Source organism: Streptomyces sp. NPDC052301, from assembly GCF_044593395.1.
Classification (GTDB): Bacteria; Actinomycetota; Actinomycetes; order Streptomycetales; family Streptomycetaceae; genus Streptomyces.
Window position 1 is genome coordinate 184,484 of the sequence record NZ_JBIUBE010000016.1, and the last position, 25,439, is coordinate 209,922.

Consider the following 25,439-nt stretch of genomic DNA (forward strand, 5'->3'; position numbering starts at 1 on the left):
GGGCACCATAGACAGGCCGCATGGCGGCCGGACAGAAAGCCGTTCGGGGTGGTCCGCGCGGTATGAACGACCGGGTATGCCCGATCGTTCATACCCGAACAGGGTGCCGGTAAGGGGCGTTGTGGCGTCACCGCCCGAACCCTTCAATTGCCCTGAAAGGAAATCCCGACTCCCGAGGACGTGCCGTGACCGACAGAAGGCCGCCGCTTCCCCATGAATTCCTGCCTCCGGTGCCGTCGTTCACGGTGGTGAGCGACGACATCGCGCCCGGGGCGCTGCTCGCCGACGACCAGACGCTGGCCGGCGCCAACCTGTCCCCGCACCTGCGCTGGGAGGGCTTCCCGTCCGGGACCCGGAGTTTCGCGGTGACCTGCTTCGACCCCGACGCGCCGACCGGCAGCGGGTTCTGGCACTGGGTGCTGTTCGACCTGCCGGCCGGGACCACACAGCTGCCCCGGGGCGCGGGCGGCGCCGGATCCGCGGGACTGCCCACCGGGGCCGTGCACGCCCGCAACGACTACGGCACCCGGGACTTCGGGGGCGCCGCGCCGCCCGAGGGGGAACGCCACCGCTACGTGTTCACCGTCCACGCCGTCGACCAGGAACACCTCGGTCCCGACGCCGACGCCTCACCCGCCGTGGTCGGCTTCCACCTGCGCTTCCACACCCTGGCCCGGGCCCAGCTGATCGCCGAGTACGCCGTCCCGGCCGCCGTCTGAGCGCGGCCTGCGACCCGGGTGCGGCGCCGCGGCCGTTCAGACGTCCACGGCAGCGGCGTCCGGTTTCTGCACCCGCGGCACGGCGATCGGCCCCCGCGGCCTCCTCGTGGCGCGCAGCGCGTCCCCCGTGAGCAGGAACAGCGCCAGCCAGACCAGCGCGAACCCGGCCCACCGCTCGGGCGGCATGGCCTCGTGGAAGTAGAGGATGCCGAGCAGGAACTGGAAGACGGGGGCCAGGTACTGCAGCAGGCCCAGCGTGGACAGCGGCACGCGGATGGCCGCCGCGCCGAAGCAGACCAGCGGCAGCGCGGTGACGACGCCGGTGGAGGCGAGCAGGGCCGCGTGCCCGGCGCCGTCGTTCACGAAGCTGGACCCGCCGTGCGCACCGAGCCACAGCAGATAGCCGAGCGCGGGCAGGAACTGGATCGCGGTCTCGGCGGCCAGCGACTCCACCCCGCCGAGGCCGACCTTCTTCTTCACCAGGCCGTAGGTGGCGAAGGAGAAGGCGAGGCAGAGGGAGATCCACGGCGGGCGGCCGTAGCCGACGGTCAGCACGAGCACGGCGGCGAAGCCGGTCGCGACCGCCGCCCACTGCACGGGCCGCAGCCGCTCCTTCAGGAGCAGCACGCCCATCGCGATGGTCACCAGCGGGTTGATGAAGTACCCGAGGGAGGCCTCGACCACATGGCCGGCGTTCACGGCCCAGATGTAGATGCCCCAGTTCACGGTGATCACGGCCGCGGCCACGGCGACCAGCCCGAGCCTGCGGGGCTGGCGCAGCAGCTGTCCCGCCCAGGCCCAGCGCCGTACGAAGAGCAGGGCCACGGCGACGAAGACCAGGGACCACACCATGCGGTGGGCGAGGATCTCCATCGCCCCGGCGGGCTTCATCAGCGGCCAGAACAGGGGGACCAGCCCCCACATGCCATAGGCGGCGAAGCCGTTCAGCAGGCCTATTCGGTGCTCACCCTTGGATGTCTCGGCCACGGCCCCTCCTTCTCGTCGCACCCACGCGCGCGGGAACGAAGGTAGCGCCGAGCACCCCCGGCTGTCATGCCCGTATCGCCATACGGTCATGACAGCCGGGATGCGAGGGAGAGGTCAGCCCTTGAGCGCGGCGGTGACGGCCTCCGCCAGCGGGGTGGTCGGGCGGCCGATGAGGCGGGACAGGTCGCCGGAGGTGACGACCAGCTCGCCCTTCTCCACGGAGACGTCCACACCGGCGAGGATCGTGGCCAGCTGCCCCGGCAGTCCGGCGCCGGACAGGATGCCGGCGTAGGCCTCCACGGAGACGCGGTTGTAGACGATCTCCCTGCCGGTCTGCCGGCTCAGCTCGGCCGCGTACGAGGCGAAGTCCCAGGCTTCGTCGCCGCCCAGTTCGTACGTCGTGTTCTCGTGCCCCTCGCCGGTCAGCACCGCCACCGCGGCGGCGGCGTAGTCGGCGCGGGAGGCCGAGGAGATCCGCCCGTCACCGGCGGCCTGGACGACCGCACCGTGCTCCAGCACCGGGGCCAGGTTCTCGGTGTAGTTCTCGTGGTACCAGCCGTTGCGCAGCAGGCTGTAGGGCAGCCCGGAGGCGAGCAGCACCTCCTCGGTCGCCCGGTGGTCGTCGGCCAGCGCGGCCGTCAGGGTGCCGGGGGCGCTGGTGTACGCGAGCAGCGCCACGCCCGCCGCCCTCGCCGCGTCGATGACGACCTGGTGCTGCCGCACCCGGCCCTTGTCGAACTCGTTGCCGGAGATCAGCAGCACCTTGTCGCCGGCGGCGAACAGGTGGTCGAAGGTCTCGGGCACGTTGTAGTCGGCCACGGCCGGCTTCACGCCGCGGGCCACGAGGTCGGCGGCCTTCGCCTCGTTCCGTACGACGGCGGTGATCCGCTCCGCCGGAACCTTCTCCAGCAGCTGCTCCACGACGTGCCGGCCGAGGTGCCCGGTGGCTCCGGTGACGACGATGCTCATGGGTCGACCACTCCTTGTGGGTCTTGTGTCTGTGTATGACACTCACCCTAGGATTGGCGCTAACTTAAGGAAAGTACCCACTTTCAAGTAAGGTACCCACATGGTGGTAAGTGGTTTTCAGGGCGACGGCGAGGCCATGTGCCCCCATCGCCTGGTCATCGAGCACGTCACCAGCCGCTGGGGCGTGCTGGTGCTGATCCAGCTCCTCGACCGTCCGTATCGCTTCAGCGAACTCCGCCGGGCGATCAGCGGCCTCGGCGGCCGGGGCGTCAGCGAGAAGATGCTCGCCCAGACCCTCCAGACCCTGGAGCGCGACGGCCTCGTCCACCGCGACGCCAAGCCCGTCATCCCGCCGCGCGTCGACTACTCCCTGACCGGACTGGGCCGTGAGGCTGCGGAGCAGGTGCAAGCGCTGGCGCGGTGGACCGAGCAGCGCATGGACGACGTGCTCGCCGCCCGCCAGGCATACGACGAGGCCCGGGAAATCCAGTCCCGGGCCTCGTAGTCACACGGTGGACGGACTCAGCCGACGACCGTCCAGGTGTCCCCGCCGGCCAGCAGCGCGGCCAGATCGCCCTTGCCGCGCTGTTCGATCGCGGTGTCGAGCTGCTCGGCCATCGCCGTGTCGTAGACCGGCCGTCGCACCGAACGGAACACGCCGATCGGGGTGTGGTGCAGGGTGTCCGGGTCGGCCAGCCGGGACAGCGCGAAGGCCGTCGTGGGCGACGCGGAGTGCGCGTCGTGCACCAGGATGTCCGCCTCGTTCTCCGCCGTCACCGTCACCACCCGCAGATCACCGGTCTGCCGGTCCCGTACGACACCGCGCGAGGCGTCGGGGCCGAACCGGATCGGCTGCCCGTGCTCGAGGCGGATCAGCGCCTCCTGGGCCTGTTCCCTGTCCTTCAGGGCGTCGAAGGCACCGTCGTTGAAGATGTTGCAGTTCTGGTAGATCTCGATCAGGGCCGTGCCCGGGTGGTCGGCGGCCTCGCGCAGCACCTGGGTCAGATGCTTGCGGTCGGAGTCGATCGTGCGCGCGACGAAGGACGCCTCCGCGCCGATCGCCAGCGACACCGGGTTGAAGGGGGCGTCCAGGGAGCCCATCGGCGTCGACTTGGTGATCTTGCCGACTTCCGAGGTGGGGCTGTACTGGCCCTTCGTCAGACCGTAGATCCGGTTGTTGAACAGCAGGATCTTCAGGTTGACGTTGCGGCGCAGGGCGTGGATCAGGTGGTTGCCGCCGATGGACAGCGCGTCACCGTCACCGGTCACCACCCACACGCTCAGGTCCCGGCGCGAGGACGCCAGGCCGGTGGCGATGGCCGGGGCGCGGCCGTGGATGGAGTGCATCCCGTAGGTGTTCATGTAGTACGGGAAACGGGAGGAGCAGCCGATGCCGGAGACGAAGACGATGTTCTCGCGCGCCAGGCCCAGCTCGGGCATGAAGCCCTGCACGGCGGCGAGGATCGCGTAGTCACCGCAGCCCGGGCACCAGCGCACCTCCTGGTCCGACTTGAAGTCCTTCATCGACTGCTTGGCCTCGGCCTTGGGGACCAGCTGCAGCAGCGCGTTGCCGGCGTCAGTCATGGATGGCCTCCTTCAGCGCCGCGGCGAGCTGTTCCGCCTTGAACGGCATGCCGTTGACCTGGTTGTAGGAGCGGGCGTCGACCAGGTACCTCGCCCGGATCAGGGTGGCGAGCTGACCGAGGTTCATCTCGGGGATCACCACCTTGTCGTACCGTCCCAGCACCTCACCCAGGTTCCGGGGGAAGGGGTTGAGGTGGCGCAGGTGCGCCTGTGCGATGGACTCGCCGGCTCTCCGCAGCCGCCGTACCGCCGCCGTGATCGGGCCGTACGTCGAGCCCCAGCCCAGGACCAGGGTCTTCGCCTCGTGCGGGTCGTCGACCTCGACGTCCGGGACCGCGATGCCGTCGACCTTGGCCTGGCGGGTGCGGACCATGAAGTCGTGGTTGGCCGGGTCGTAGGAGATGTTGCCCGAGCCGTTCTGCTTCTCGATGCCGCCGATGCGGTGCTCCAGGCCCGGGGTGCCCGGGATCGCCCACGGCCGGGCGAGGGTCTGCGGGTCCCGCTTGTACGGCCAGAAGACCTCCGTGCCGTCGTCCAGAGTGTGGTTGGGGCCCTGCGCGAACTGCACCCGCAGGTCCGGCAGCTCGTCCAGGTCCGGGATCCGCCACGGCTCGGAGCCGTTGGCCAGATAGCCGTCGGAGAGCAGGAAGACCGGGGTCCGGTAGGTCAGCGCGATCCGGGCCGCCTCCAGGGCGGCGTCGAAACAGTCCCCCGGGGTCATCGGCGCGACCACCGGGACCGGCGCCTCGCCGTTGCGGCCGTACATCGCCTGCAGCAGGTCCGCCTGCTCGGTCTTGGTCGGCAGTCCCGTGGACGGCCCGCCGCGCTGGATGTCGACGACCAGCAGCGGCAGCTCCAGGGAGACCGCGAGACCGATCGTCTCGCTCTTGAGCGCGACACCGGGACCCGAAGTGGTGGTCACCGCGAGCGAGCCGCCGAAAGCCGCGCCCAGCGCCGCGCCGATCCCGGCGATCTCGTCCTCCGCCTGGAAGGTCCGCACACCGAAGTTCTTGTGCTTGCTCAGCTCGTGCAGGATGTCCGAGGCGGGCGTGATCGGGTACGAGCCCAGGAACAGCGGCAGATCCGCCTGCTGCGAGGCCGCGACCAGGCCGTAGGCGAGGGCCAGGTTCCCGGAGATGTTCCGGTAGGTGCCGACGGGGAAGGCCTTGGCGGCCGGAGCGACCTCGTAGGAGACCGCGAAGTCCTCCGTCGTCTCCCCGAAGTTCCAGCCCGCGCGGTACGCGGCGATGTTCGCCTCGGCGATCTCCGGCTTCTTCGCGAACTTCGACTTAAGGAACTTCTCGGTGCCCTCGGTGGGCCGGTGGTACATCCAGGACAGCAGGCCCAGCGCGAACATGTTCTTGCTGCGCTCGGCCTCCTTGCGGGAGAGGTCGAACTCCTTCAGCGCCTCCACCGTCAATGTGGTCAGCGGCACCGGGTGGAGGCTGTAGCCGTCGAGCGAGCCGTCCTCCAGCGGGGATGCCTCGTAGCCCACCTTCTGCAGCGCGCGCTTGGTGAACTCGTCCGTGTTCACGATGATCTCGGCGCCGCGCGGCAGATCACCGATGTTCGCCTTCAACGCGGCCGGGTTCATCGCGACCAGCACGTTCGGCGCGTCCCCGGGGGTGAGGATGTCGTGGTCGGCGAAGTGGAGCTGGAACGAGGAGACGCCGGGCAGGGTGCCGGCGGGGGCGCGGATCTCGGCGGGGAAGTTCGGCAGGGTGGAAAGGTCGTTGCCGAAGGACGCGGTCTCCGAGGTGAACCGGTCACCCGTGAGCTGCATACCGTCACCCGAGTCCCCCGCGAAACGGATGATCACCCGGTCCAGGCGCCGCACGTCCTTCGCGCCGCCCGGTTTGCGCTGTTCTCCTACGACGGTTCCGTCGGTCTGCTCCGCTGGGCTGCTGACCTGGCTGGTCACTGAACTGGACCTCCTTCGAGGCGGCTGTCCGGGGCGTGGTCGTCCCACGGACCATCCCAGGATCAACCCTACGTCGGTTAGGGTCGCCTTCCCGAGGCCATCCACGGATTGGACAGCGTTTCGAGACGGCCTTGTCGCGCTGGCTCCCATCATGGCGCGCATCTCTCAAGCGCCGATCAAGGCGCTCCCCGCGCGTTCCCGGGTTCTCTCCGGTTTTCTCCGCTCCGCCGGCTCGTCGCGTCGTTTCCCTCTGTCTACATGTACGTTCCTGGACGCCTTCTGGCTTTCTTCGCTCCCCGGCATCCGGGTACCCCCGGCTACGCCGGCGGGGGGCACGTCACGAGTTCAGGTACGTGAGGACGGCCAGCACCCGCCGGTGGTCCCCGTCGCTCGGGGCCAGGCCGAGCTTGAGGAAGATGTTGCTGACGTGCTTCTCCACGGCTCCGTCGCTGACCACCAGCTGGCGGGCGATCGCCGAGTTGGTGCGGCCCTCCGCCATCAGCCCCAGCACCTCGCGCTCGCGCGGGGTGAGACCCGCCAGCACGTCCTGCTTGCGGCTGCGGCCGAGCAGCTGCGCGACCACCTCGGGGTCCAGCGCCGTCCCGCCCCCGGCCACCCGCACCACCGCGTCGACGAATTCCCGTACGTCCGCGACCCGGTCCTTGAGCAGATAGCCCACGCCCCGGCTGGAACCGGCCAGCAGTTCGGTGGCGTAACGCTCCTCCACGTACTGCGACAGCACCAGCACCCCGAGCCCCGGATGCGTCTTGCGCAGCGCCACGGCCGCCCGTACGCCCTCGTCGGTGTGCGTCGGCGGCATCCTCACGTCCGCCACCACCACGTCCGGCAGCGTGCCCTGCCCGTCCAGGTCGGCGACGGTCTTGACCAACGCCTCCGCGTCGCCGACACCGGCCACCACCTCGTGCCCGCGGTCGGTCAGCAGCCGGGTCAGGCCTTCCCTGAGCAGCACTGAGTCCTCGGCGATGACCACCCGCACCCTGTCCTCCACGATCTTCCGGCCCCCCGTGCCCGATCTCTGACGACGCCCGTCCGTCCGTGCGTCCGTACGAACGTCCAGCATTCCAGCATTCGCCCCGGCCCGCCGCCGCGCCGGGGAAACAGCGGCTGGGGCGGGGCCGGTTCGGGGGAGGCGGGCACCGGCGGGGCCGGGGGGCGGGTCAGGTCCGCCAGGGCAGTTCGGCGATCACCCGGGTGGGGCCGCCGGCCGGGGAGTCGACGACCAGGACGCCGTCCACCGCGTCCAGGCGTCCGGCCAGTCCGGCCAGACCCGAGCCGCGGGAGACGTCCGCGCCGCCCGCTCCGTCGTCCATCACCTGGAGCATCAGCCGGTCCTCCGCCTGCCACACGTCGACGGAGGCGGACCGGGCGCGGCTGTGCTTGCTGATGTTCTGCAGCAGCTCGGAGACCGTGAAGTAGGCGATGCCCTCGATGGCAGGCGCCGGCCGGGCCGGCAGGTCGACCTCCACCCTCACCGGCACCGTGCAGCGGGAGGCGACCGCGGACAGGGCCGCGTCCAGGCCGCGGTCGGTCAGCACCGCCGGATGGATGCCCCGGGCCAGGTCACGCAGCTCCTGCAGCGCCGTCTTCACCTCGCCGTGCGCCTCCTCCACCATCCGTGCCGCCGTCTGCGGATCCTCGCGGAGCTTCTCCTTCGCCAGCCCCAGATCCAGGGCCAGGCTGACCAGCCGGGCCTGTGCGCCGTCGTGCAGGTCCCGCTCGATGCGCCGCAGGTCGGCGGCGGCCGTGTCGACCACCACCCCCCGGTCCGACTCCAGCTCCACCACCCGTGCCGACAGCGGTGACGGCCCGAGCAGCCCGCGCACCATCAGCCCGTCCACGGTCGTCAGGGCCCGGATCAGCCACGGCGTGGCCAGCGTGAACAGCAGCCCGACCAGCGCGGTCACGGTGATCTCGAACGGGTTGTCGAGATAGATCCTGTGGTGTTCGTCACCGTACAACTGCAGGCCGCCCTGGCCGCCGTACATCGGGAACACCCAGAACCACAGGGGGTACGTCAGCATCGTCCAGCCGAACGACCAGAAGGTCACCGCCACCGAGAACGAGAACACCGCCCAGGGGAACTGCAGCAGTGCGTACAGCAGGCTCCGCCAGGAGGCGCCGCTCTTGAGGACCGCGCCCATCCAGGCGAGCGCGCCCGGCTTGGACATCCGCAGCGGCTCCGGTTCGGCCACCTCCAGCCGCAGCAGCCCGCGCGCCCGCGCCCGCTCCAGCGACCCGAAGCCCCGGCAGCTCGCGAGCGCCGCCGCGAGCACCGGGACGCCGAGGAACGTCACCAGCAGACCCGCGCCGAGCGACACCATGGTCACCGTCCAGCTGAACAGCACCGTCGCGATCGGCAGGCCCAGCAGGACATAGCCGAACTCCCGCCAGCTGCGCGCCTCCACCGGCGCCCGCAGCGCGGCGGGCAACCGGTGCGGTCGGTAGCCGGTTCCGGAGGGCCGCCCCTGCTCCCGCCCGTACCCGTGTCCGTACTCCGTGGCCATCGAATGCCGTCCCGTTCTCGTCGTTCCAGCGGCGCTTCAGCCGTACGTCCAGGGTCGTGCGCGGCGCCGCCCCGGGCCATGGAGTCCGTCGGCGTCCTGGACGGGGGGTTTTCCCCACCCCGCGGGGCTACTCCTGCCGGTCCCGCCAGGGCAGCTCCGCGGTGACCACCGTCGGGCCGCCGACCGGTGAGTCGACCACGAACAGGCCGTCCACCGCGCCCAGCCGGTCCGCGAGGCCCCGCATGCCGCTGCCCCCGTCCAGCCGGGCACCCCCGCCGCCGTCGTCCCGCACCTGGATGAGCAGCCGGTCCCTCGCACGCCACACGTCGACCGACGCGGCCCGCGCACCGCTGTGCTTGCTGATGTTCTGCAGCAGCTCGGAGACCGTGAAGTAGGCGATGCCCTCGATGGCCGCGGCCGGCCGCGCCCGGAGGTCCACGGTGACCTTCACCGGCACCGTGCAGCGGGAGGCGACGGAGGACAGGGCCGCGTCCAGGCCGCGGTCGGTCAGCACCGCCGGATGGATGCCCCGGGCGAGGTCGCGCAGCTCCTGGAGAGCCAGCTTCACCTCGCCGTGCGCCTCGTCCACCATCGCCGCGGCCGCGTCGGGGTCCTCCAGCAGCTTCTCCTTGGCCAGGCCGAGCCCCATGGCCAGGTTGACCAGCCGGGCCTGCGCCCCGTCGTGCAGATCCCGCTCGATGCGCCGCAGGTCGGCGGCTGCCGTGTCCACCACGACCCCGCGGTCAGACTCCAGTTCGGCGATACGGCGTTCGAGTTCGTCGGAGGGCGACAGCAGCCCGCGCACCATCGCCCGGTCCATGTTCGCCAGGCCCCGCGCGAGGTACGGCAGCACCGGCCACAGCACGAACAGCGAGGTCAGCACGGTGCAGAAGGTGAGAACGCCCCAGGGCAGCCGGATCAGGTCGTACAGCAGCGTCCGCCAGCCCACCGGGTCCTTCAGCGCCATCCACAGCCGCTGCAGCAGTCCGCCGCCCCTGGCGAGCGGCAGCGGCGTCGGCTCCTCCACCCGCACCCCGAGCAGCCACCGGGCGCGGGCGCGCTCCAGCTTCCCCAGCTGCCGGGCACCGAGCAGGGAGCACGCGAGCAGCGGCAGGCCGATCGCCGTGATGCTGAGGGTTCCGCCGGTGACCAGCACCGTGAGCGCGTACACGAAGCCGAACACCGTCACCGGCAGGTTCAGCAGGAGATGCGCGATCTCCTTCCAGGTGTGCGCGTCGTAGGCGAACCGGGGCGGAGGCAGGCGGTCGGCGCCGTCGGTCCGGTCGGTGCCGTCGGTCAGGCCGGTGCCGTCGGTCCGGTCGGCGGCGGGGCGGGAAGCGGTCATGACGGTCAGCCTGCCGTGACCGGCACCCTTCGCGCCATGCGGTACGCCGCCCTCCGCCGGCGGGGGAAATCCCCACCCCCACCGGCTCCGGCTGTCTCACGCCGTGACGGGCTGCTTACCAGTTCTTTATCAGGGCCTAGACTCCCGTGCGTACAGATCCTCGAATCATGTTGCATCACAGAGTTCACCAAGGTCACGAGGTCAGGGAGCGAGGGACGACGGTGCGGGAGACGTTGGGGGAGTCGACGGTCGCCGCGGCGAACGTCATCGCGGCCGGATACTTCCGGTCCTACTCGGTGGTCGGGCTGCTCGCCCTCATCGGCGTGCTGTTCGTCGCGGTCGCGTTCGGTGCCGGCCGGTTGCTGCGCCCGGTCGTCCCGACCCCGGAGAAGCTCCTGACCTACGAGTGCGGCGTCGACCCCGTCGGCGAGGGCTGGGCGCACACCCAGGTCCGCTACTACGTCTACGCCTTCCTCTACGTGATCTTCGCGGTCGACTCGATCTTCCTGTTCCCCTGGGCCACGGTCTTCGCCGCCCCCGGCTACGGCGCGACGACCCTCGTGGAGATGTTCGTCTTCCTCGGCTTCCTCGCCGTGGGCCTGCTGTACGCATACAAGAAGGGCGTCCTGGCATGGACGTGACCCCGGATCCCGTTTACCTGCCGGAGCCCAAGCGGCTCGGCGCCCTGGCCCGCCTGGCCCCCGAGCCGATGAAGGTGGTGCTGAACTGGGGCCGCCGCTACTCGCTCTGGGTCTTCAACTTCGGCCTCGCCTGCTGCGCGATCGAGTTCATCGCCGCGTCGATGGCCCGCCACGACTTCATCCGGCTCGGCGTGATCCCGTTCGCGCCGGGTCCCCGGCAGGCCGACCTGATGGTGGTCTCGGGCACGGTGACGGACAAGATGGCACCGGCCGTGAAGCGCCTGTACGAGCAGATGCCCGAACCGAAGTACGTCATCTCCTTCGGCGCCTGTTCCAACTGCGGCGGACCGTACTGGGACTCGTACTCCGTCACCAAGGGCGTCGACCAGATCATCCCGGTCGACGTGTACGTACCCGGCTGCCCGCCGCGCCCCGAGGCTCTGCTCCAGGGCATCCTCAAGCTCCAGGAGAAGATCGCCCGCGAGTCGCTGGGGGAGCGGTACGGCGCCCACCGGCCGTCCGCCGCCGCCCTGACCAGCGACCTGGTCAAGCCCCCGGCCCCGGCCGGCGAGGGGGAGGCCCGATGAGCGCCGCCGCAGGCTGGCTGCCCGCCCCCGCCGAGGAACTCTTCGGCGCGCAGGCCACGGCCGAGGAGTCGTACGACGTCCTGACCGTGGACGTACCGCCGTCCTCCTGGCTCACCGCCCTGGAGACCGCCCGTACGACCCTGTCCTGCACCTATTTCGACTGGCTGAGCGCGGTCGACGAACCCGGCACGGGCTTCCGCGTCTCGGCGCACGTCGCCGCCCTGCACCCCGTCCGCCGCCTCCTGGTCCGTACGACGGTCCCGCACGACGCGCCGACGCTGCCCTCCGCCGTCGGCGTCTACGCGGGCGCCGCCTGGCACGAGCGCGAGACCCACGAGATGTTCGGCGTCCGCTTCGAGGGCCACCCGGGGCTCGAGCACCTGCTGCTTCCCGAGAGCTTCGAGGGCCACCCGCTCCGCAAGGACTTCGTCCTCGCCGCCCGTGTCGCCAAGGCCTGGCCCGGCGCCAAGGAGCCGGGCGAGTCCGACCACGGCGGCCCGAAGCGCCGCCAGATGCTGCCCCCGGGCGTGCCGGACCCCAACGAGTGGGGCCCGCTGAAGGGCCAGCTGCCCCCTGCCCCGGCCCGCCCGGCGCGAGCGGCAGGGCGCGCGGCGGGCGAACGCCCGGCCCGCGCGGCCGGGGAACGTCCGGTACGGCGCACCCGCACGGCGGCGGAGGGCTCCGCCAGCCAGACCGCCCAGGCGGGCGAGGCCACTGGTGCTGGTGCTGATGCTGCGGCCGGTGCCGGTGCGCGGCCGCGTCGGATGCGGAGCGCGAGCGAGGGCTCGGTGAGCCAGACGGCGGCTCCTCAGGACGCGGCGGAGCGGAAGCAGGCCGCGGCCGAGGGCGACGCGAGCCAGGCGGCGGCACAGGGCCCGGCCGCCGAGGCCTCCGTGGCCCACGAGCCCGGCCCGGCGCCGGCCCGCCCACGCCGCGCCCGCAGCGCCTCGGAGGGCTCGGCCTCGCAGCGACCCCAGCCGCCACGGCCGACCCCGGCCGAGCCGGCGGAACCGACCCCGGTCCAGCCGCCGCAGGAAGCCTCGGCCCAACCCGCGGCACAGGCCCCGGCCGAGCCGGCGCAGCAGCTCCCGGCCGAACAGGCCCCGGCCGAGGCCCCGGAAGAGGACGGCGCCGCCCGGCCCGCCCGCCGGAGCCCGGCCCCGCGCAGCTCGGACGCCCCCTGGCACCACGCCCGCCCGGCCTTCGACGAGCCGGAACCCGGGCAAGCCCGAGAGACCGAAGAACCTGAACCCGGCCGAAGCGCCGACTCTCCCGACGACACCCACGAAGACCCCACAGGAGGCCCGCAGTGAACGACGCGCTGGACGTCGCCCTGCGACTCCTGGTCGTCTTCGTCGTCTTCCTCACCTTCCCGCTGATCGTCGGCCAGACGGAGCACAAGGTCATGGCCCACATGCAGGGCCGGCTCGGGCCGATGTACGCGGGCGGCTTCCACGGCTGGGCCCAGCTCATCGCGGACGGCGTGAAGTTCGCGCAGAAGGAGGACGTCGTCCCGGCCGGCGCCGACCGCCGTGTCTTCCAGCTGGCTCCCGCCGTGGCCCTGCTGCCGTACCTCCTCGTGCTGCTCGCCGTCCCGATCGGCCCGAGCGAGGGCGCGGTCGGCCAGGTCGTCGACGCGGGCGTGTTCTTCGTGCTCGCGGTGATGGGCGTCGGAGTGCTCGGCTCGCTCATGGCCGGCTGGGCCAGCGCGAACAAGTTCTCCCTGCTCGGCGGTCTGCGCACGGCCGCCCAGCTGCTCGCCTACGAACTCCCGATGCTGCTGACGGCGGCGTCGGTCGCGATGGCCGCGGGCACGGTCTCCCTGCCCGGCATCCTGCACGCCTTCCACTGGTGGTGGGTGCCCTGGCAGATCGTCGGTGCCGTCGTCTTCTTCGTCGCCGGGCTCGCCGAGCTGCAGCGCCCGCCGTTCGACATGCCGGTCGCCGACTCGGAGATCATCTTCGGCGCCTACACCGAGTACACGGGCTTGCGTTTCGCGCTCTTCCTGCTCGCCGAGTACGCCGGCATCGTCGTCCTGTGCGGCCTGACCACCGTCCTCTTCCTGGGCGGCTGGCACGGCCCGTGGGGCGCCGACGGCATCGGCTGGCTGTGGACCCTACTGAAGACGGCGATCCTCGCCTTCGTCGTCATCTGGCTCCGCGTCACTTATCCGCGGCTGCGTGAGGACCAGCTCCAGAAGCTCGCCTGGACCCTCCTCGTCCCCCTCTCCCTCGCCCAGATCGCCCTCACCGGCATCGTCAAGGTGGTGATCAGCTAACCATGGCCCCCATCCCCGGCTCCGGCCTCGCCAAGGGCCTGGCCGTCACCCTGCGCACGATGACGAAGAAGACCGTCACCGAGCAGTACCCGGACGTCCTGCCCGAACTGCCGCCCCGCACCCGCGGAGTGATCGGCCTGTTCGAGGAGAACTGCACCGTCTGCATGCTGTGCGCCCGCGAGTGCCCGGACTGGTGCATCTACATCGACTCCCACAAGGAGACAGTGCCGCCCGCGGCCCCCGGCGGCCGTGAACGCAGCCGCAACGTCCTCGACCGGTTCGCGATCGACTTCTCCCTGTGCATGTACTGCGGTATCTGCATCGAGGTGTGTCCTTTCGACGCGCTGTTCTGGTCCCCGGAGTTCGAGTACGCCGAGACCGACATCCGCGACCTCACCCATGAGCGCGACAAGCTCCGCGAGTGGATGTGGACCGTGCCGGCCCCGCCCGCCCTGGACCCCGCCGCGGAGGAAGCGAAGGAGATCGCCGCCGCCCGCAAGACCGCCGAGAAGCTGGCGGCCGCGCAGGCCGAGCCGCAGGAGGGCGCGTCATGAGCCTCGCCTCCACCGTGAACCTCGCCGCGGCCCCGCCCGGCTTCCTGTCCCCGACCGGCGTCGAGATCGCCTTCCTCCTCGTCGGCCTGGTCACCTTCGGCGCGGCCCTGATCACCGTCACCACCCGCCAGCTGGTGCACGCCGCCCTGTGGCTGGTGGTCGCCCTCGGAGGCCTCGCTGTGGAGTACCTGCTGCTCACGGCCGAGTTCATCGCCTGGGTGCAGGTCCTGATCTACGTCGGCTCCGTCGTCGTGCTCCTCCTGTTCGGTCTGATGCTCACCAAGGCCCCCATCGGCCGCTCCCCGGACGCCGACTCCGGCAACCGCTGGGCCGCCCTCGCCGTCGCGGTGGCCGCCGCCGTCGCCCTGGTGTGGGTGGTCGTCGACGCCTTCCGCGCCACCTGGATCGACCTGGACGGACCGGCCGCCGGCACCACCCGGGTCACCGGCGAGAGCCTGTTCCGGAACTGGGTGCTGCCCTTCGAGGCCCTGTCCGTGCTCCTCCTCGCGGCCCTGGTCGGCGCGATCGTGCTGTCCCGCAAGGCGAAGGCGGACGCGGCCGACCCCGGCAGCCCTGCCGCCGTGGACGCACCCGCCGAGAAGGAAGGCGCGCGCTGATGCACCTCGCCTATCCCGCGGTACTCTCCGCCCTCCTCTTCTGCACCGGCCTGTACGGCGTCCTCGCCCGCCGCAACGCGATCCTGGTCCTGATGTCGGTCGAGCTGATGCTCAACGCCGTCAACCTCAACCTGGTCGCCTTCGACGTCTGGCTCAGCCGGGCCGCCCGGGAGACCCTGCACTCCGGTCAGGCGCTGACCCTGTTCACCATCGCCATCGCCGCCGCCGAGATCGGCATCGGCCTGGCGATCGTGCTCGCCGTCCACCGCAACCGCGGCACCTCCGACATCGACAAGCTCCGCGACACCGCCGAGGGCCCCGAGACCGAGGGCCCCGACTCCGCCGCGGCCGAGAAGGCTGAGGCCACCGCGTGACCACGACCACCCTCGCCGTCCTCGTCCCCGCCCTGCCGTTCCTGGGCGCCACGGCCGGCCTGCTGCTCGGCCGTACCGCTCCCGGGTTCGTCCGCCCGCTCGCCGTACTGCCGCCGCTGGCCTCCCTGGTACTGGCCGCGCTGGTCGCCGTGCACCAGGGCGGCGGCCGGGCCGTCGACGCCCACACCCAGCTGACGCCCACCGGGTCCGTGCCGATCGAGCTGTCCCTGCACATCGACGGCTTCGCCGCGCTCGTCGCCGTCCTGGTCGCCTTCGTCGCGTCCTGCGTGCAGATCTACTCGACGGGCTACCTGCGCGACGACCCGCGCTACCCCTCGTACGCCGCTCTCGTCTCCCTGTTCACCTCCGCGATGCTCCTGGTCGTCTACTCCGGCGACCTGATCGTGCTGCTGGTCGGCTGGGAAGTCATGGGCATCTGCTCCTACTTCCTGGTCGGCCACTACTGGGAGACCCCCGAGGCCCGCGCCGCCTCCCTGAAGGCGTTCCTGGTCACCAAGCTCGGCGACGTGCCGTTCCTCATCGGCCTGTTCGCGCTGGCCACCGACGCCGGCTCGTTCCAGATCACGCGCGTCCTCGGCGCCGTCGCAAGCGGCAACCTGCACCACCCCACCGTGGTCGCCCTGCTGCTGCTCGCGGGTGTGGCGGGCAAGTCGGCGCAGTTCCCGCTGCACACCTGGCTCCCGGACGCGATGGCGGGCCCCACGCCCGTCTCGGCGCTGATCCACGCCGCGACGATGGTCGCCGCCGGTGTCTACTTCGTCGCCCGTCTCCTCCCGGTCTTCGAGGCCTCCCAGGCCGCGATGCTGGTCCTCGCCGTCATGGCCGCCGTGACCATGACCGGTTCCGGTCTGGCCGCGCTCGCCCAGGACGACATCAAGCGCGTCCTCGCCTACTCGACGATCGGTCAGCTCGGTTACATGACCGGTGCCCTCGCCGTCGGCGAGCGCGGTGCCGCCGTCTTCCACCTCCTGTCCCACGGCGCCTTCAAGGCGCTCCTCTTCCTCGCGGCCGGCGTGATCATCCACGCGGCCGGCACCAACTCGCTGGCCGCCATGTCCCGCATGCACGGCCTGCGCGACCGCATCCCGGACGCCTACTGGACGATGACCGTGGCGCTGCTCGCGCTCGCCGCGATCCCGCCCTTCAGCGGCTTCTTCTCCAAGGAGTCCGTCCTCGGCGCCGCCGAGCAAGCGGCCGACGGCCACACCCTGCACGTGCCCGGCGCCGCCGGCTGGATCGTGCTCGTCGCCGGTCTGGTCACCGCCCTGCTCACCGCCGCCTACGCGACCCGGCTGTGGCTGCTGGCCTTCCGCGGCCGGGGCGCAGAGGCCCCCGACCACGGCCGCCAGCCGCTGACGATGACCGTGGTGCTCTGGGTCCTCGCGGTCCCGTCCCTGGCCTTCGGCGGGTTCGCCTACCGCTCGCTGCCCGGCTGGTTCGACGGCCGGGACCTGACCCCGACGCTCCTCACCTCCATCCTCGGCACCGGTCTCGCCCTGGTCGGCGGGCTGCTCACCTACGGTGCCTGGCAGCGCACCACCGCGCTCGCCGCCCGCGCCCCGCTCGGTGCCGTCGCCGCCCATCCCGAGGGCGACGCCGGGCTGGTCGAGGCGGAGGCCATCGCCACCCACGAGCCGGCGTACGGCGACATCGCCTACGCCCCCGACCCGGCCGACCCCGGGCGGCTGCTGCTCGGCCCGCTGCACCGGCACGCGGCCGCCGGCTTCCACCTGGACGCCGTGTACTCGGCGCTTTTCGTCCGCCCGGTCCAGGCCGGAGCGAGTCTCGTCCGGTTCCTCGACAGCGAGGTCGTCGACACCTACGTACGTGGCGCCGCCGCCCTGCCCCGGCTGCTCGGGGCCGCCGTACGGCGGGCGCAGACCGGCAATGTGCAGACCTATGTGAGCGCGCTGCTCGCCGGCACCGTCGTCCTGGCGGTCGCCGTCGTCCTCGTCGCCACGGGAGCGTGAGCAGGCGTGATCGATATCAACGAGTCCGTGATGCAGTTCCTCCTGGCATTCGTCGTCGTCGGCCCGCTCCTCGGTGCCGTCGCCGCTCTCCTGCCCGCGCCGCCCGGACTGAAGGGGAAGTCGCCCGAGCAGGCCGTGCTCCGGCACGGTGTCACCGTGACCGGCGCGATCCTCATCGCCGCGATCGTCCTCGCGCTCGGCTTCGACCACGACCACCCGTCGAAGATGCAGGCCACGACCGACATCAGCTGGATCCCCGCACTCGACGTGCGGATCCACCTCGGCATCGACGGCATCTCCCTCCCCCTCGTCGTCCTGACCGCGCTGCTGACCTTCCTCTGCGCGCTGTACTCCTACTTCAAGCCGCCCGCGGGCGGCTCCCCGAAGGCGTTCGTCGCGCTGCTGCTCCTGCTCGAGTCCGGCACCCTCGCGACCTTCGCCGTCCTCGACCTGCTGCTGTTCTTCCTCGCGTTCGAGATGGTGCTCATCCCGATGTACTTCCTCATCGCCCGCTGGGGCGGCGAGGGCCGGACCCGGTCCGCGTGGAAGTTCATCCTGTTCACGCTGCTCGGCTCCGTGGTCATGCTGCTCGGCCTGCTCCTGATCGGAATCAAGGCGGGCACATTCGACATGGTGGCACTCGCCACTGACAACGGCCGCTCGCTGACCGCATCCGTGCAGGTCATCGCCGTGCTGGCGATCGGGATCGGACTCGCGGTGAAGACGCCGATGTGGCCGCTGCACAGCTGGCTGCCCGACGCCCACACCGCCGCGCCGACCGTCGGCTCGGTGCTGCTGGCCGGTGTCCTGCTGAAGATGGGTACGTACGGGTTCGTCCGGATCCTGCTGCCGATCGCTCCACACGGCTTCCACACCTTCGCGCCGTACCTCGCCGCGTTCGCCGTGGTCGGGATCATCTACGGGTCCCTGGCCTGTCTGGCCCTCGCCAAGCAGGGTGCCAAGGGCGACCTCAAGCGCCTGATCGCCTACTCCTCCGTCGGTCACATGGGCTTCGTCCTGCTCGGCATCGCCACCATGACCCCGACCGGCGTGAACGGCGCCCTGTTCGCCAACATCGCCCACGGCCTCATCACCGGCCTGCTCTTCTTCCTGGTCGGCGCGCTCAAGGACCGCACCGGCACCACCGACCTCGACACCCTCGCGGACAAGACGGGCGCCGCGCTCTACGGCAAGGCACCGCGCCTCGGCGGCCTGCTCGCCTTCGGCGCCGTCGCCTCGCTCGGCCTGCCCGGCCTCGCCGGGTTCTGGGGCGAGATGCTGGCGCTGTTCGGCTCGTTCGAGCCCGCCGCCGACCTCAGCCGGCCGGCCTTCCTCACCTTCATGGCGATCGGCGCGTTCGGCACCCTGCTGACGGCCGCGTACATGCTGATCGTGGTCCGCCGCGTCTGCATGGGCGGTGTGGAGCAGGAAGTCCCGAAGCTCGCCGACGTCCACGGGTACGAGTTCGCCGCGTGGACCCCGCTCGTCACCCTGACCGTCGTCGCCGGGCTGTGGCCGAGGGCCCTGCTCGGCCTGACCGACCCGGCCGTGCAGCAGCTCCTCGCAGGAGGCACCCGATGAGCGCCCTGGCCCAGCCGCTTGCCGCGCCGGTGGTCCAGTCCGTGGACTGGCTCGCCATCGCTCCGCCCACCGTCGCCGCGGTCGTGGCGCTCGTCGTCCTCGTCGCGGACCTGTTCCTGCCCGAGGCCAGGAAGGCCGTCCTCGGCTGGATCTCGGTCGCGGGACTGGCCGTCGCCGCCCTGATGCTGCTGCCGCTCCTGGACGGCGACCGCAGCACCTTCTGCCTGACCGGCAGCACGCGCGCGTGCAGCTACACCGCGGACACCTTCACCCTCGTCATCCAGTTCCTGGCCCTGGGCGGTGCCCTGCTCGCGGCCCTGCTGTCGGTCACGAACCTCGACGACGAGCGGCGGCGGGTCCCGGCCGGCGAGTTCTGGTTCCTGCTGCTCTCCTCCGCGGCCGGCGCCGCCCTGCTGCCCGCCTCCCGCGACCTGGCCACCCTGATCGTCGCCCTGGAGGTCGCCTCCCTGCCCGCCTTCGCCCTCGTCGGCATCCGGCACGGCGACAAGCGGTCCTCCGAGGCCGCCCTGAAGTTCTTCCTGTCCTCGGTCACCGCCACCGCGGTCAGCCTGATGGGCATCAGCTTCGTCTACGCCACCACCGGCACCCTCTACCTCACCCAGGTCGCCCAGCGCCTGACCCACGTGGACGGGCAGCTGCACACCCTCGCCCAGACCGGAGTCGTCCTCACCCTCGTCGGCTTCGCCTTCAAGACGGCCGCCGTGCCCTTCCACTTCTGGGTGCCCGACACCTACGTGGGCGCACCCGTGCCCGTCGCCGCCTACCTGTCGGTCGTCGGCAAGGCGGTCGGCTTCTCCGGTCTGATCCTCGTCACCGTCGTCGCGTTCCCGTCGTACGCCGATGTCTGGGGGCCGGCCCTCGCCGCCCTGGCCGCGCTCACCATGACCGTCGGCAACGTCGGCGCCCTGCGCCAGCAGGCCACGCGCGCGTACAGCGCGGTACGACTGCTCGCCTGGTCCTCGGTGGGCCAGGCCGGCTATCTCCTCGTACCGATCGCCGCCGCCGGCTACACGAAGGCCCCTCAGAAGGCGATCGGCTCGACGGTCGCGTACGCCCTGATGTACGCCGCCGTGAACCTCGGAGCCTTCGCGGTGGTCGCCCTGGTGGGCCGCAGCCGGACGCTGAACAGGATCAGCGACTACCGAGGCCTGTACGCCGGCAACCCGCTCACCGCGCTCCTCCTGGCGTTCTTCCTGCTGTGCCTGGCCGGGCTGCCGCCGGGCATCATCGGCCTGTTCGCGAAGGTCACCGTGTTCTCCGTCGCCGTCGACGCGGGCCTCGGCTGGCTCGCGGTCGTCATGGCCGTCAACGTCGTGATCGCGCTCTTCTACTACCTGCAGTGGACGGCCCTGCTGTTCCGCGCCCCCGAGGGCGAGCCCGCACGGCACCGTGTCCCCGCGCCCCTCACGGCCGCCCTGGCCCTCACCGGGGTCCTCGGCGTCGTCCTGTCCGGAGCACCCCAGCTGGTCCTGCGCTTCGCGGCCACCGGGCTGTTCTGAGCACTCGTACGACTCGCAGCGCGCGCGTGAGGCACCCGTGGCCCCACGCGCGCGTACGGCCTTAAGGGCCTGTCACCCGTACGGCCGACCGGCGCCGCCGCAGGGACCAGGGAACTCACGGATGCCGCCTGGCGTTGTCACAGGCGGGAGGGTCCACTGGACGAAAGTGTTCCCCAGCTGCACGACTTGGAGGGCGTACCGTGCACCGCCGGCACAACGGGCTCAGGACCGCAGTACTCCTCGGGGGACTGTCCGCACTCATCATCGTCATCGGCAGCTTCTTCGGCCGTACGGGGCTGATCGTGGCGGTGCTGATCGCGCTGGGCACGAACGCGTACGCGTACTGGAACAGCGACAAGCTGGCGCTCCGCGCGATGCGCGCCCGCCCGGTCAGCGAGTTCGAGGCCCCGGGGCTGTACCGGATGGTGCGCGAGCTGTCCACGCAGGCCCGCCAGCCCATGCCCCGGCTGTACATCTCACCGACGGAGGCCCCCAACGCGTTCGCGACGGGCCGGAACCCGCGCAACGCGGCCGTGTGCTGCACCGAGGGCATCCTGCGCCTGCTGGACGAGCGCGAGCTGCGCGGCGTCATCGGTCACGAGCTGAGCCACGTCTACAACCGGGACATCCTGATCTCCTCGGTCGCCGGAGCCCTCGCCTCGGTGATCATGTTTCTGGTCAACTTCGCCTGGCTCATTCCCGTCGGCCGCTCGGACGACGACGACGGCCCCGGCCTGCTCGGCATGCTCCTGATCATGATCCTGGGCCCGCTCGCCGCGTCCCTGATCCAGCTGGCGATCAGCCGCTCCCGGGAGTACGAGGCGGACGCCTCGGGCGCCCAGCTCACCGGCGACCCGCTGGCCCTCGCCGGCGCCTTGAGAAAGCTCGAGACGGGCACCCAGCAGCTTCCGCTGCCGCCCGAGCCCCGGATCGAGACGGCGAGCCACATGATGATCGCCAACCCCTTCCGCGCGGGTCAGGGACTGTCGAAGATGTTCTCCACGCACCCGCCGATGGCGGAACGCATCGCCCGGCTCGAGAAGATGGCGGGCGGCTGACGGTGAAGCCCGGTATCCGGTGAAACCCATCCTGTACAGCCTCCGAATGAATGAGCCGAATGAAGTCCTGAGGCTGTACGGGCGAAATCAGATGATACCGCAGCGCGCCTGATGATTGATCAATCCCGCCCCCGTCATCCTTTCCCGTGAGAATTCCGCGCAGGGATGACGAAAGGTTGGTCGAGTGAAGCTCACCAAGCGGTTCGCCGCGATCAGCACCGCTGCCGTCGCGGCGGTTCTCCTCGGCGCCGGAGCCGCTCAGGCTCAAGGCGACGGGGGACTCCTGTCACGGCTCGGTGTCACGTCGCTGCTGCACCTCCCGTACCAGATGGGAGGGGGCACGGACGGCTCCGAAAAGACGGGCGACTCAGGAAACACGGGGGGCCCCGGACACACGGGCGACTCCGAGAGCATGGGCGGATCCGGGAACTCCGGAGGCTCGGGAAGCGGGGGTTCGTCCGAGAGCACCACCAACAACAATAACAACAACAATAACAACCAGAACCCCGGCGGTCCGGATAATAACAATAATAACAACAACAACGGAAACAACAACACCAACAACACCACCAACAACAACAACATCCTCACGAGCGGCGGGGCCAGCGGCGCGGCCAGCGGCGGGGCCAGCGGCGGGGCCAGCGGCGCGGCTGAAGGCAGCGCGGGCCTGCTCTCGCTCCTGGGAGTTCCGCCCCTCCTTCAGATCTGTTCCCCGAGGGGGCAGACCGCACAGGGGAACAACTCCTTCTCCGGCAACCAGAACATCAACTGCAACTTCAGTTGATCGTCGCGGAGCCCTGTCAGCGTTCGGGATGGTGGATTTTCCGGGCGGCTTCGTGCCGGGTGTGCACGCCGAGTTTGCTCAGTACCGCGCCCACGTGATGCCCGGCGGTCTTGGGGCTGATGTAGAGGCGGGCGGAGATCTCGGCATCCGACAGGCCCTCGTTCAGCAGTTTCAGGACGTCCATCTCCCGGTTGGTCAGCCCGTACGGATTGGCTCGGGTGGCCGCCCGCGGGCCACGCCGGACCGGGCGGACACCGCGGGCCCGCATCAGCGTGCGGGTGCGAGCCACGGCCGGCCGGGCGCCGAGGGCCTCGAAGGCGGCCAGGGCCTGGCGCAGCGCGGGTGCGTCGCCCGACAGGCGGGCGAGCGCGGCGTCGTAGGGGCAGCCGAGGCTGTCCCACAGTGCCGCGGCGCCGGCCCAGTCGCCCGCCAGCTCCAGCGCGTAGGGCCCGGCCGCCGGCACCTGCGGGGGTTCTCCTCCCGCGCGGCGGATCCAACAGGCCAAGGGCCCGGACAGCCAGGGATGGGTACGGTTCGCCAAGGTGGCCAGGCAGCGTTCTGCCTCCGCCTGCACCAGTTCGTGCCCACCGGCGAGCCAGGCCGCCTCGACACGGGCCTCCCGGCCCAGGCCCGTGTCCAGCAGACAGTTCGAGTCGACCAGGCTCGCCGCCTGTTCCAGCAGCGGCCACACCTGGGACCTGCCCTGGCGGGCCCGCACCAGACCCATGACGGTCGTGGCCAGGGCCTGGACGACCGGTGGTGCGCTGGGATGGGACCGCACCTTCTGTGAGGCATCGGCGGCCTCGCGCCACAAGCCCCGGTTCAGCAGCCCCCAACTGCCCCACGCGCGCGTGCACAGCAGGTAGGTCAGCAGGTCGCGGTCGAGACAGTAGGCTTCCGCCCGGCTCACGGCCGCGGTCGTCCGGGCGGTATCCCGCTGCAGTGCTGCCAACCAGCACATGTTGAGCGCCATGAACCCCGCGTCCACCGGCAGATCCTGGTCCATCGCGCCGGACACCGCCTGTTCGCATTCCTCCCAGCCGGACCCTTCGCTCAGCATGCGTGCCGCCGCGGCATGGAAGCGTGCCTGGACGAGCACGCCCGCATCACCGAAGCGCTCACCCAGAGCGATCGCGTTCTGGGCGTGGGCGGCGGTCACCGCCGTCCCTTCATGCTCGTAACAGGCCAGCTGGCAGAGGTTCAGGTACGCCCTGGCCAGCTCCCGGCTCGGCGCCAGCTCTTCCAGCACCCGGACCGCATCCAGACCGGTCTGTCTGGCCTCGACCGTCCGCCCGGTCGGCCACAGTGAGCACGACAGCCAGCGCATGTCCTCCCCCATGCGCAGCCGGTCACCCAGGCCACGGCGCAGCCTGACCGCCGTACGGAGGGAAGCGACTCCCTCGTCCAGTCGGCTGGACAGGAGACAGGCCTGGGAGTGGCCCTCCAGCAGAGAGGCTTGTTGACCGGGCGGCAGGCGGTCGGCGTACTGCAGGGCGCGGGCGTACTGGGCGGCGGCTTCCCGGTGCGCGCCCAGGGCGGCGGCGTGGAGGGCCGCTGCGGGCGCGTATTCCAACACGGCCGTCGGATCGCCGGCGCCCTCGGCGTGATCGGCCAGCAGCGCCAGATCATCCGCGGCGACCGGGCGGGACCGCATCGCCTCCAGCACCTGCCGGTGCACCCGCAGACGGTGGGGGGCGGGGACGGCCTCCAGCACCGCCAGCCGTGTCAGCTCGTGGCGGAACTCGGTCACCTGTCCGTCGGTGCGTACGATTCCGCAGGCCACGGCCTCGTCGAGCGCCTCCTCCGAGTTCGGCACGATGTCGGTCAGCAGCGCGAGCGGGACCCTCAGCCCCAGGACGGCCAGTACGTCGACCACCATGCGCGCCGCGGCCGACAGTCCTGCCAAGCGGCCGGCCACGGTCTCGCGCACCGTTGCCGGGATGGCCTCGGCAGGGGCGGCCAGGATCTCGGTGACGATGAACGGATTGCCGGCGGAGACGCGGTACAGCTGTTCGGCGTCGACGGCGTGTCCGGTGGCCAGCCGGGCCACGGCCCTGCGGCTCAAAGGGGCCAGGTCGTGGCGGCACACCCACGAATAGCCGGCCAGGGTGCCGAGGAGAGCGTTCAGGTCGTGGGTACGGCCGACCTCGTCGTCGCGGTAGGTGGCCAGTACCAGTGCGGGAACGCTCGGCAGGCGCCGAGCCAGGTAACACAGCAGGTCCATCGTGGCCTCGTCGGCCCAGTGGACGTCTTCCACGACGAGCAGGCTGGGATAGGTGCTCAGGTCGGCGAGCAGGCAGTCGAAGACCTCGTCGGAACGGCTGGTGTCCGTGAGGGCGGTGCGCACCGCCGGGCCCAGGCGCGGGGCCAGGTCCAGCAGGGGGCCAAGGGGACGGGGTGTGGCCAGCGGGTCGCAGGCGCCGATCAAGACCCGGATGTGGGGATCGGCCAACTGGGCGAGACGGTGGACGACAGCCGTTTTGCCGACGCCAGCCTCGCCGCGGACAAGGGCCAGGCGCCCAGGGCCGTTCACCGCGGCCTGCAGGTGACCGGCGAGGTCCTGGAGCACAGCCTCTCGCTCTATCAGGTCCATCACCTGCCAGTTTCCCTCCGTGGCCGGAGCCGCGCAAAAGATCCACGACTGATCAAGGCCGGTCGGCTGGTGGGGTGGTCGGTAGGGAACCGGGGGTGCTGTGGGGGGCGCGGGCGTGGGATCTGGGGTGTGCAGGGGTGGAACTTGGGGTGCGCGCCCGATGTACCCCTGACCGGGGCCGGGCATGCTGAGTTCAGATCCCGGTACTCCGAGTTCGCGGGTTCCGACCGGTGCTCGCCGAGAAGGACGCCTATCCCGCGCTTACGGAATGAGGCTGGCAGGGAAACCCACAGCCACGCGGTTCCGGAAGACTGAGCGGCCGGAGTGACAGGTGCGTGATCCAGCCATCAGATCAAGCGGATGGCTCAGTGGGAATCATTCGGGGTCCGACCAGGCGGTGCATTCGCTACGAATACACCGCAACCGAGATGGACTGCGCAACGGCACGGTCCACACCCATCGGAAAGAAATCACCATGTCGAACAGGTATGCAAAGCGCGCGGCCCTGATAGCCGCATCGGCTGCTCTGGCGTCAGGAGGCGTCGCCCTGGCACCGTCGTCCGCCGTCGCAGCTCCGACGCCGACAGGGACTCACGCTACGGCGCCGAGCGACACCGGAGGTAACAACAACAATAACAACAACAACGGCGGAGGCGGGAACAACAACAACAATAACAACAACAACGGCCGGGGCGGGAACAACAACAATAACAACAACAACAACGGCCGGGGCGGGACCAACAACAACAATAACAACAACAACGGCCGGGGCGGGACCAACAACAACAATAACAACAACAACGGCGGGGGC

The 25,439-nt window shown here is 71.0% G+C and carries 23 protein-coding genes; 14 read left to right on the forward strand and 9 right to left on the reverse strand.

The window, feature by feature from the left end; translation table 11 throughout:
• The first annotated feature begins 185 nt into the window (after window positions 1-185).
• The gene (locus ACIHEJ_RS34485) at window positions 186-719 is read left to right on the forward strand and encodes a YbhB/YbcL family Raf kinase inhibitor-like protein (protein WP_400141537.1); all 534 of its coding nucleotides are present in this window, start codon (window positions 186-188) and stop codon (window positions 717-719) included.
• A gap of 36 nt (window positions 720-755) precedes the next feature.
• Here ACIHEJ_RS34485 and rarD read toward each other — a convergent pair whose 3' ends face one another.
• Window positions 756-1,706, reverse strand: a complete 951-nt coding sequence (gene rarD / locus ACIHEJ_RS34490; protein WP_400141539.1) for an EamA family transporter RarD — start codon at window positions 1,704-1,706, stop codon at window positions 756-758.
• A 114-nt stretch (window positions 1,707-1,820) separates the two neighbouring features.
• On the reverse strand, window positions 1,821-2,675 hold the full coding sequence (locus ACIHEJ_RS34495) for an SDR family oxidoreductase (protein WP_400141541.1): 855 nt from the start codon (window positions 2,673-2,675) through the stop codon (window positions 1,821-1,823).
• A 100-nt stretch (window positions 2,676-2,775) separates the two neighbouring features.
• Here ACIHEJ_RS34495 and ACIHEJ_RS34500 point away from each other — a divergent pair, with 100 nt between their 5' ends.
• Window positions 2,776-3,180, forward strand: coding sequence for a winged helix-turn-helix transcriptional regulator (locus ACIHEJ_RS34500; protein ID WP_400141543.1), 405 nt, complete (start codon window positions 2,776-2,778; stop codon window positions 3,178-3,180).
• A gap of 17 nt (window positions 3,181-3,197) precedes the next feature.
• Here ACIHEJ_RS34500 and ACIHEJ_RS34505 read toward each other — a convergent pair whose 3' ends face one another.
• The 5 genes from ACIHEJ_RS34505 to ACIHEJ_RS34525 form a co-directional block, all read right to left on the reverse strand.
• Complete coding sequence (locus ACIHEJ_RS34505; protein WP_400141544.1) at window positions 3,198-4,259, reverse strand: 2-oxoacid:ferredoxin oxidoreductase subunit beta; 1,062 nt, start codon at window positions 4,257-4,259, stop codon at window positions 3,198-3,200.
• Entirely contained in the window at window positions 4,252-6,180 is a 1,929-nt protein-coding gene (locus ACIHEJ_RS34510; RefSeq protein ID WP_400141546.1) for a 2-oxoacid:acceptor oxidoreductase subunit alpha, read from the reverse strand. The genes ACIHEJ_RS34505 and ACIHEJ_RS34510 overlap by 8 nt, the downstream gene beginning before the upstream one ends.
• A gap of 337 nt (window positions 6,181-6,517) precedes the next feature.
• A complete protein-coding gene (locus ACIHEJ_RS34515) occupies window positions 6,518-7,177 on the reverse strand; it encodes a LuxR C-terminal-related transcriptional regulator (protein ID WP_400141579.1) in 660 nt (219 codons plus the stop codon).
• Between the two features lie 181 nt (window positions 7,178-7,358).
• Window positions 7,359-8,705 (reverse strand): sensor histidine kinase, encoded by a 1,347-nt coding sequence (locus ACIHEJ_RS34520; RefSeq protein WP_400141548.1) that lies wholly within the window; start codon window positions 8,703-8,705, stop codon window positions 7,359-7,361.
• Window positions 8,706-8,832: 127 nt separating this feature from the next.
• Window positions 8,833-10,050: a sensor histidine kinase gene (locus ACIHEJ_RS34525; protein ID WP_400141550.1), complete on the reverse strand. Its 1,218-nt coding sequence runs from the start codon at window positions 10,048-10,050 to the stop codon at window positions 8,833-8,835.
• A 167-nt stretch (window positions 10,051-10,217) separates the two neighbouring features.
• Between ACIHEJ_RS34525 and ACIHEJ_RS34530 the strand changes: the two genes are divergently transcribed.
• The 12 genes from ACIHEJ_RS34530 to ACIHEJ_RS34585 all read left to right on the forward strand — a co-directional run bounded on the left by ACIHEJ_RS34530 (window position 10,218) and on the right by ACIHEJ_RS34585 (window position 22,035).
• The gene (locus ACIHEJ_RS34530) at window positions 10,218-10,691 is read left to right on the forward strand and encodes an NADH-quinone oxidoreductase subunit A (protein WP_400141552.1); all 474 of its coding nucleotides are present in this window, start codon (window positions 10,218-10,220) and stop codon (window positions 10,689-10,691) included.
• Entirely contained in the window at window positions 10,682-11,278 is a 597-nt protein-coding gene (locus ACIHEJ_RS34535) for an NADH-quinone oxidoreductase subunit B (RefSeq protein ID WP_400141553.1), read from the forward strand. Before ACIHEJ_RS34530 ends, ACIHEJ_RS34535 begins: the two co-directional genes overlap by 10 nt.
• Complete coding sequence (locus ACIHEJ_RS34540; RefSeq protein ID WP_400141555.1) at window positions 11,275-12,591, forward strand: NADH-quinone oxidoreductase subunit C; 1,317 nt, start codon at window positions 11,275-11,277, stop codon at window positions 12,589-12,591. The genes ACIHEJ_RS34535 and ACIHEJ_RS34540 overlap by 4 nt, the downstream gene beginning before the upstream one ends.
• Entirely contained in the window at window positions 12,588-13,556 is a 969-nt protein-coding gene (locus ACIHEJ_RS34545) for an NADH-quinone oxidoreductase subunit H (protein ID WP_400141557.1), read from the forward strand. Before ACIHEJ_RS34540 ends, ACIHEJ_RS34545 begins: the two co-directional genes overlap by 4 nt.
• Window positions 13,557-13,558: 2 nt before the next feature.
• Window positions 13,559-14,110 carry a NuoI/complex I 23 kDa subunit family protein gene (locus ACIHEJ_RS34550; RefSeq protein WP_400141559.1) on the forward strand — a complete coding sequence of 184 codons (552 nt, stop codon included), beginning with the start codon at window positions 13,559-13,561 and terminating at the stop codon, window positions 14,108-14,110.
• Complete coding sequence (locus ACIHEJ_RS34555; RefSeq protein WP_400141560.1) at window positions 14,107-14,727, forward strand: NADH-quinone oxidoreductase subunit J; 621 nt, start codon at window positions 14,107-14,109, stop codon at window positions 14,725-14,727. Before ACIHEJ_RS34550 ends, ACIHEJ_RS34555 begins: the two co-directional genes overlap by 4 nt.
• Window positions 14,727-15,101: an NADH-quinone oxidoreductase subunit NuoK gene (gene nuoK, locus ACIHEJ_RS34560; RefSeq protein WP_400141562.1), complete on the forward strand. Its 375-nt coding sequence runs from the start codon at window positions 14,727-14,729 to the stop codon at window positions 15,099-15,101. The genes ACIHEJ_RS34555 and nuoK overlap by 1 nt, the downstream gene beginning before the upstream one ends.
• Window positions 15,098-17,092 (forward strand): NADH-quinone oxidoreductase subunit L, encoded by a 1,995-nt coding sequence (locus ACIHEJ_RS34565; protein WP_400141564.1) that lies wholly within the window; start codon window positions 15,098-15,100, stop codon window positions 17,090-17,092. The genes nuoK and ACIHEJ_RS34565 overlap by 4 nt, the downstream gene beginning before the upstream one ends.
• A gap of 6 nt (window positions 17,093-17,098) precedes the next feature.
• Window positions 17,099-18,673 carry an NADH-quinone oxidoreductase subunit M gene (locus ACIHEJ_RS34570; RefSeq protein ID WP_400141566.1) on the forward strand — a complete coding sequence of 525 codons (1,575 nt, stop codon included), beginning with the start codon at window positions 17,099-17,101 and terminating at the stop codon, window positions 18,671-18,673.
• A complete protein-coding gene (locus tag ACIHEJ_RS34575; RefSeq protein WP_400141567.1) occupies window positions 18,670-20,193 on the forward strand; it encodes an NADH-quinone oxidoreductase subunit N in 1,524 nt (507 codons plus the stop codon). Before ACIHEJ_RS34570 ends, ACIHEJ_RS34575 begins: the two co-directional genes overlap by 4 nt.
• 200 nt (window positions 20,194-20,393) lie before the next feature.
• Complete coding sequence (gene htpX / locus ACIHEJ_RS34580) at window positions 20,394-21,251, forward strand: zinc metalloprotease HtpX (protein WP_400141569.1); 858 nt, start codon at window positions 20,394-20,396, stop codon at window positions 21,249-21,251.
• Window positions 21,252-21,435: 184 nt separating this feature from the next.
• Window positions 21,436-22,035: a hypothetical protein gene (locus ACIHEJ_RS34585; protein ID WP_400141570.1), complete on the forward strand. Its 600-nt coding sequence runs from the start codon at window positions 21,436-21,438 to the stop codon at window positions 22,033-22,035.
• 16 nt (window positions 22,036-22,051) lie between these two features.
• Here ACIHEJ_RS34585 and ACIHEJ_RS34590 read toward each other — a convergent pair whose 3' ends face one another.
• Both ACIHEJ_RS34590 and ACIHEJ_RS34595 read right to left on the reverse strand, forming a co-directional pair.
• Window positions 22,052-24,628: an ATP-binding protein gene (locus ACIHEJ_RS34590; protein ID WP_400141580.1), complete on the reverse strand. Its 2,577-nt coding sequence runs from the start codon at window positions 24,626-24,628 to the stop codon at window positions 22,052-22,054.
• A 532-nt stretch (window positions 24,629-25,160) separates the two neighbouring features.
• Window positions 25,161-25,439 (reverse strand): hypothetical protein (locus ACIHEJ_RS34595; RefSeq protein ID WP_400141571.1); only part of this gene is annotated, 279 nt, incomplete at its 5' end.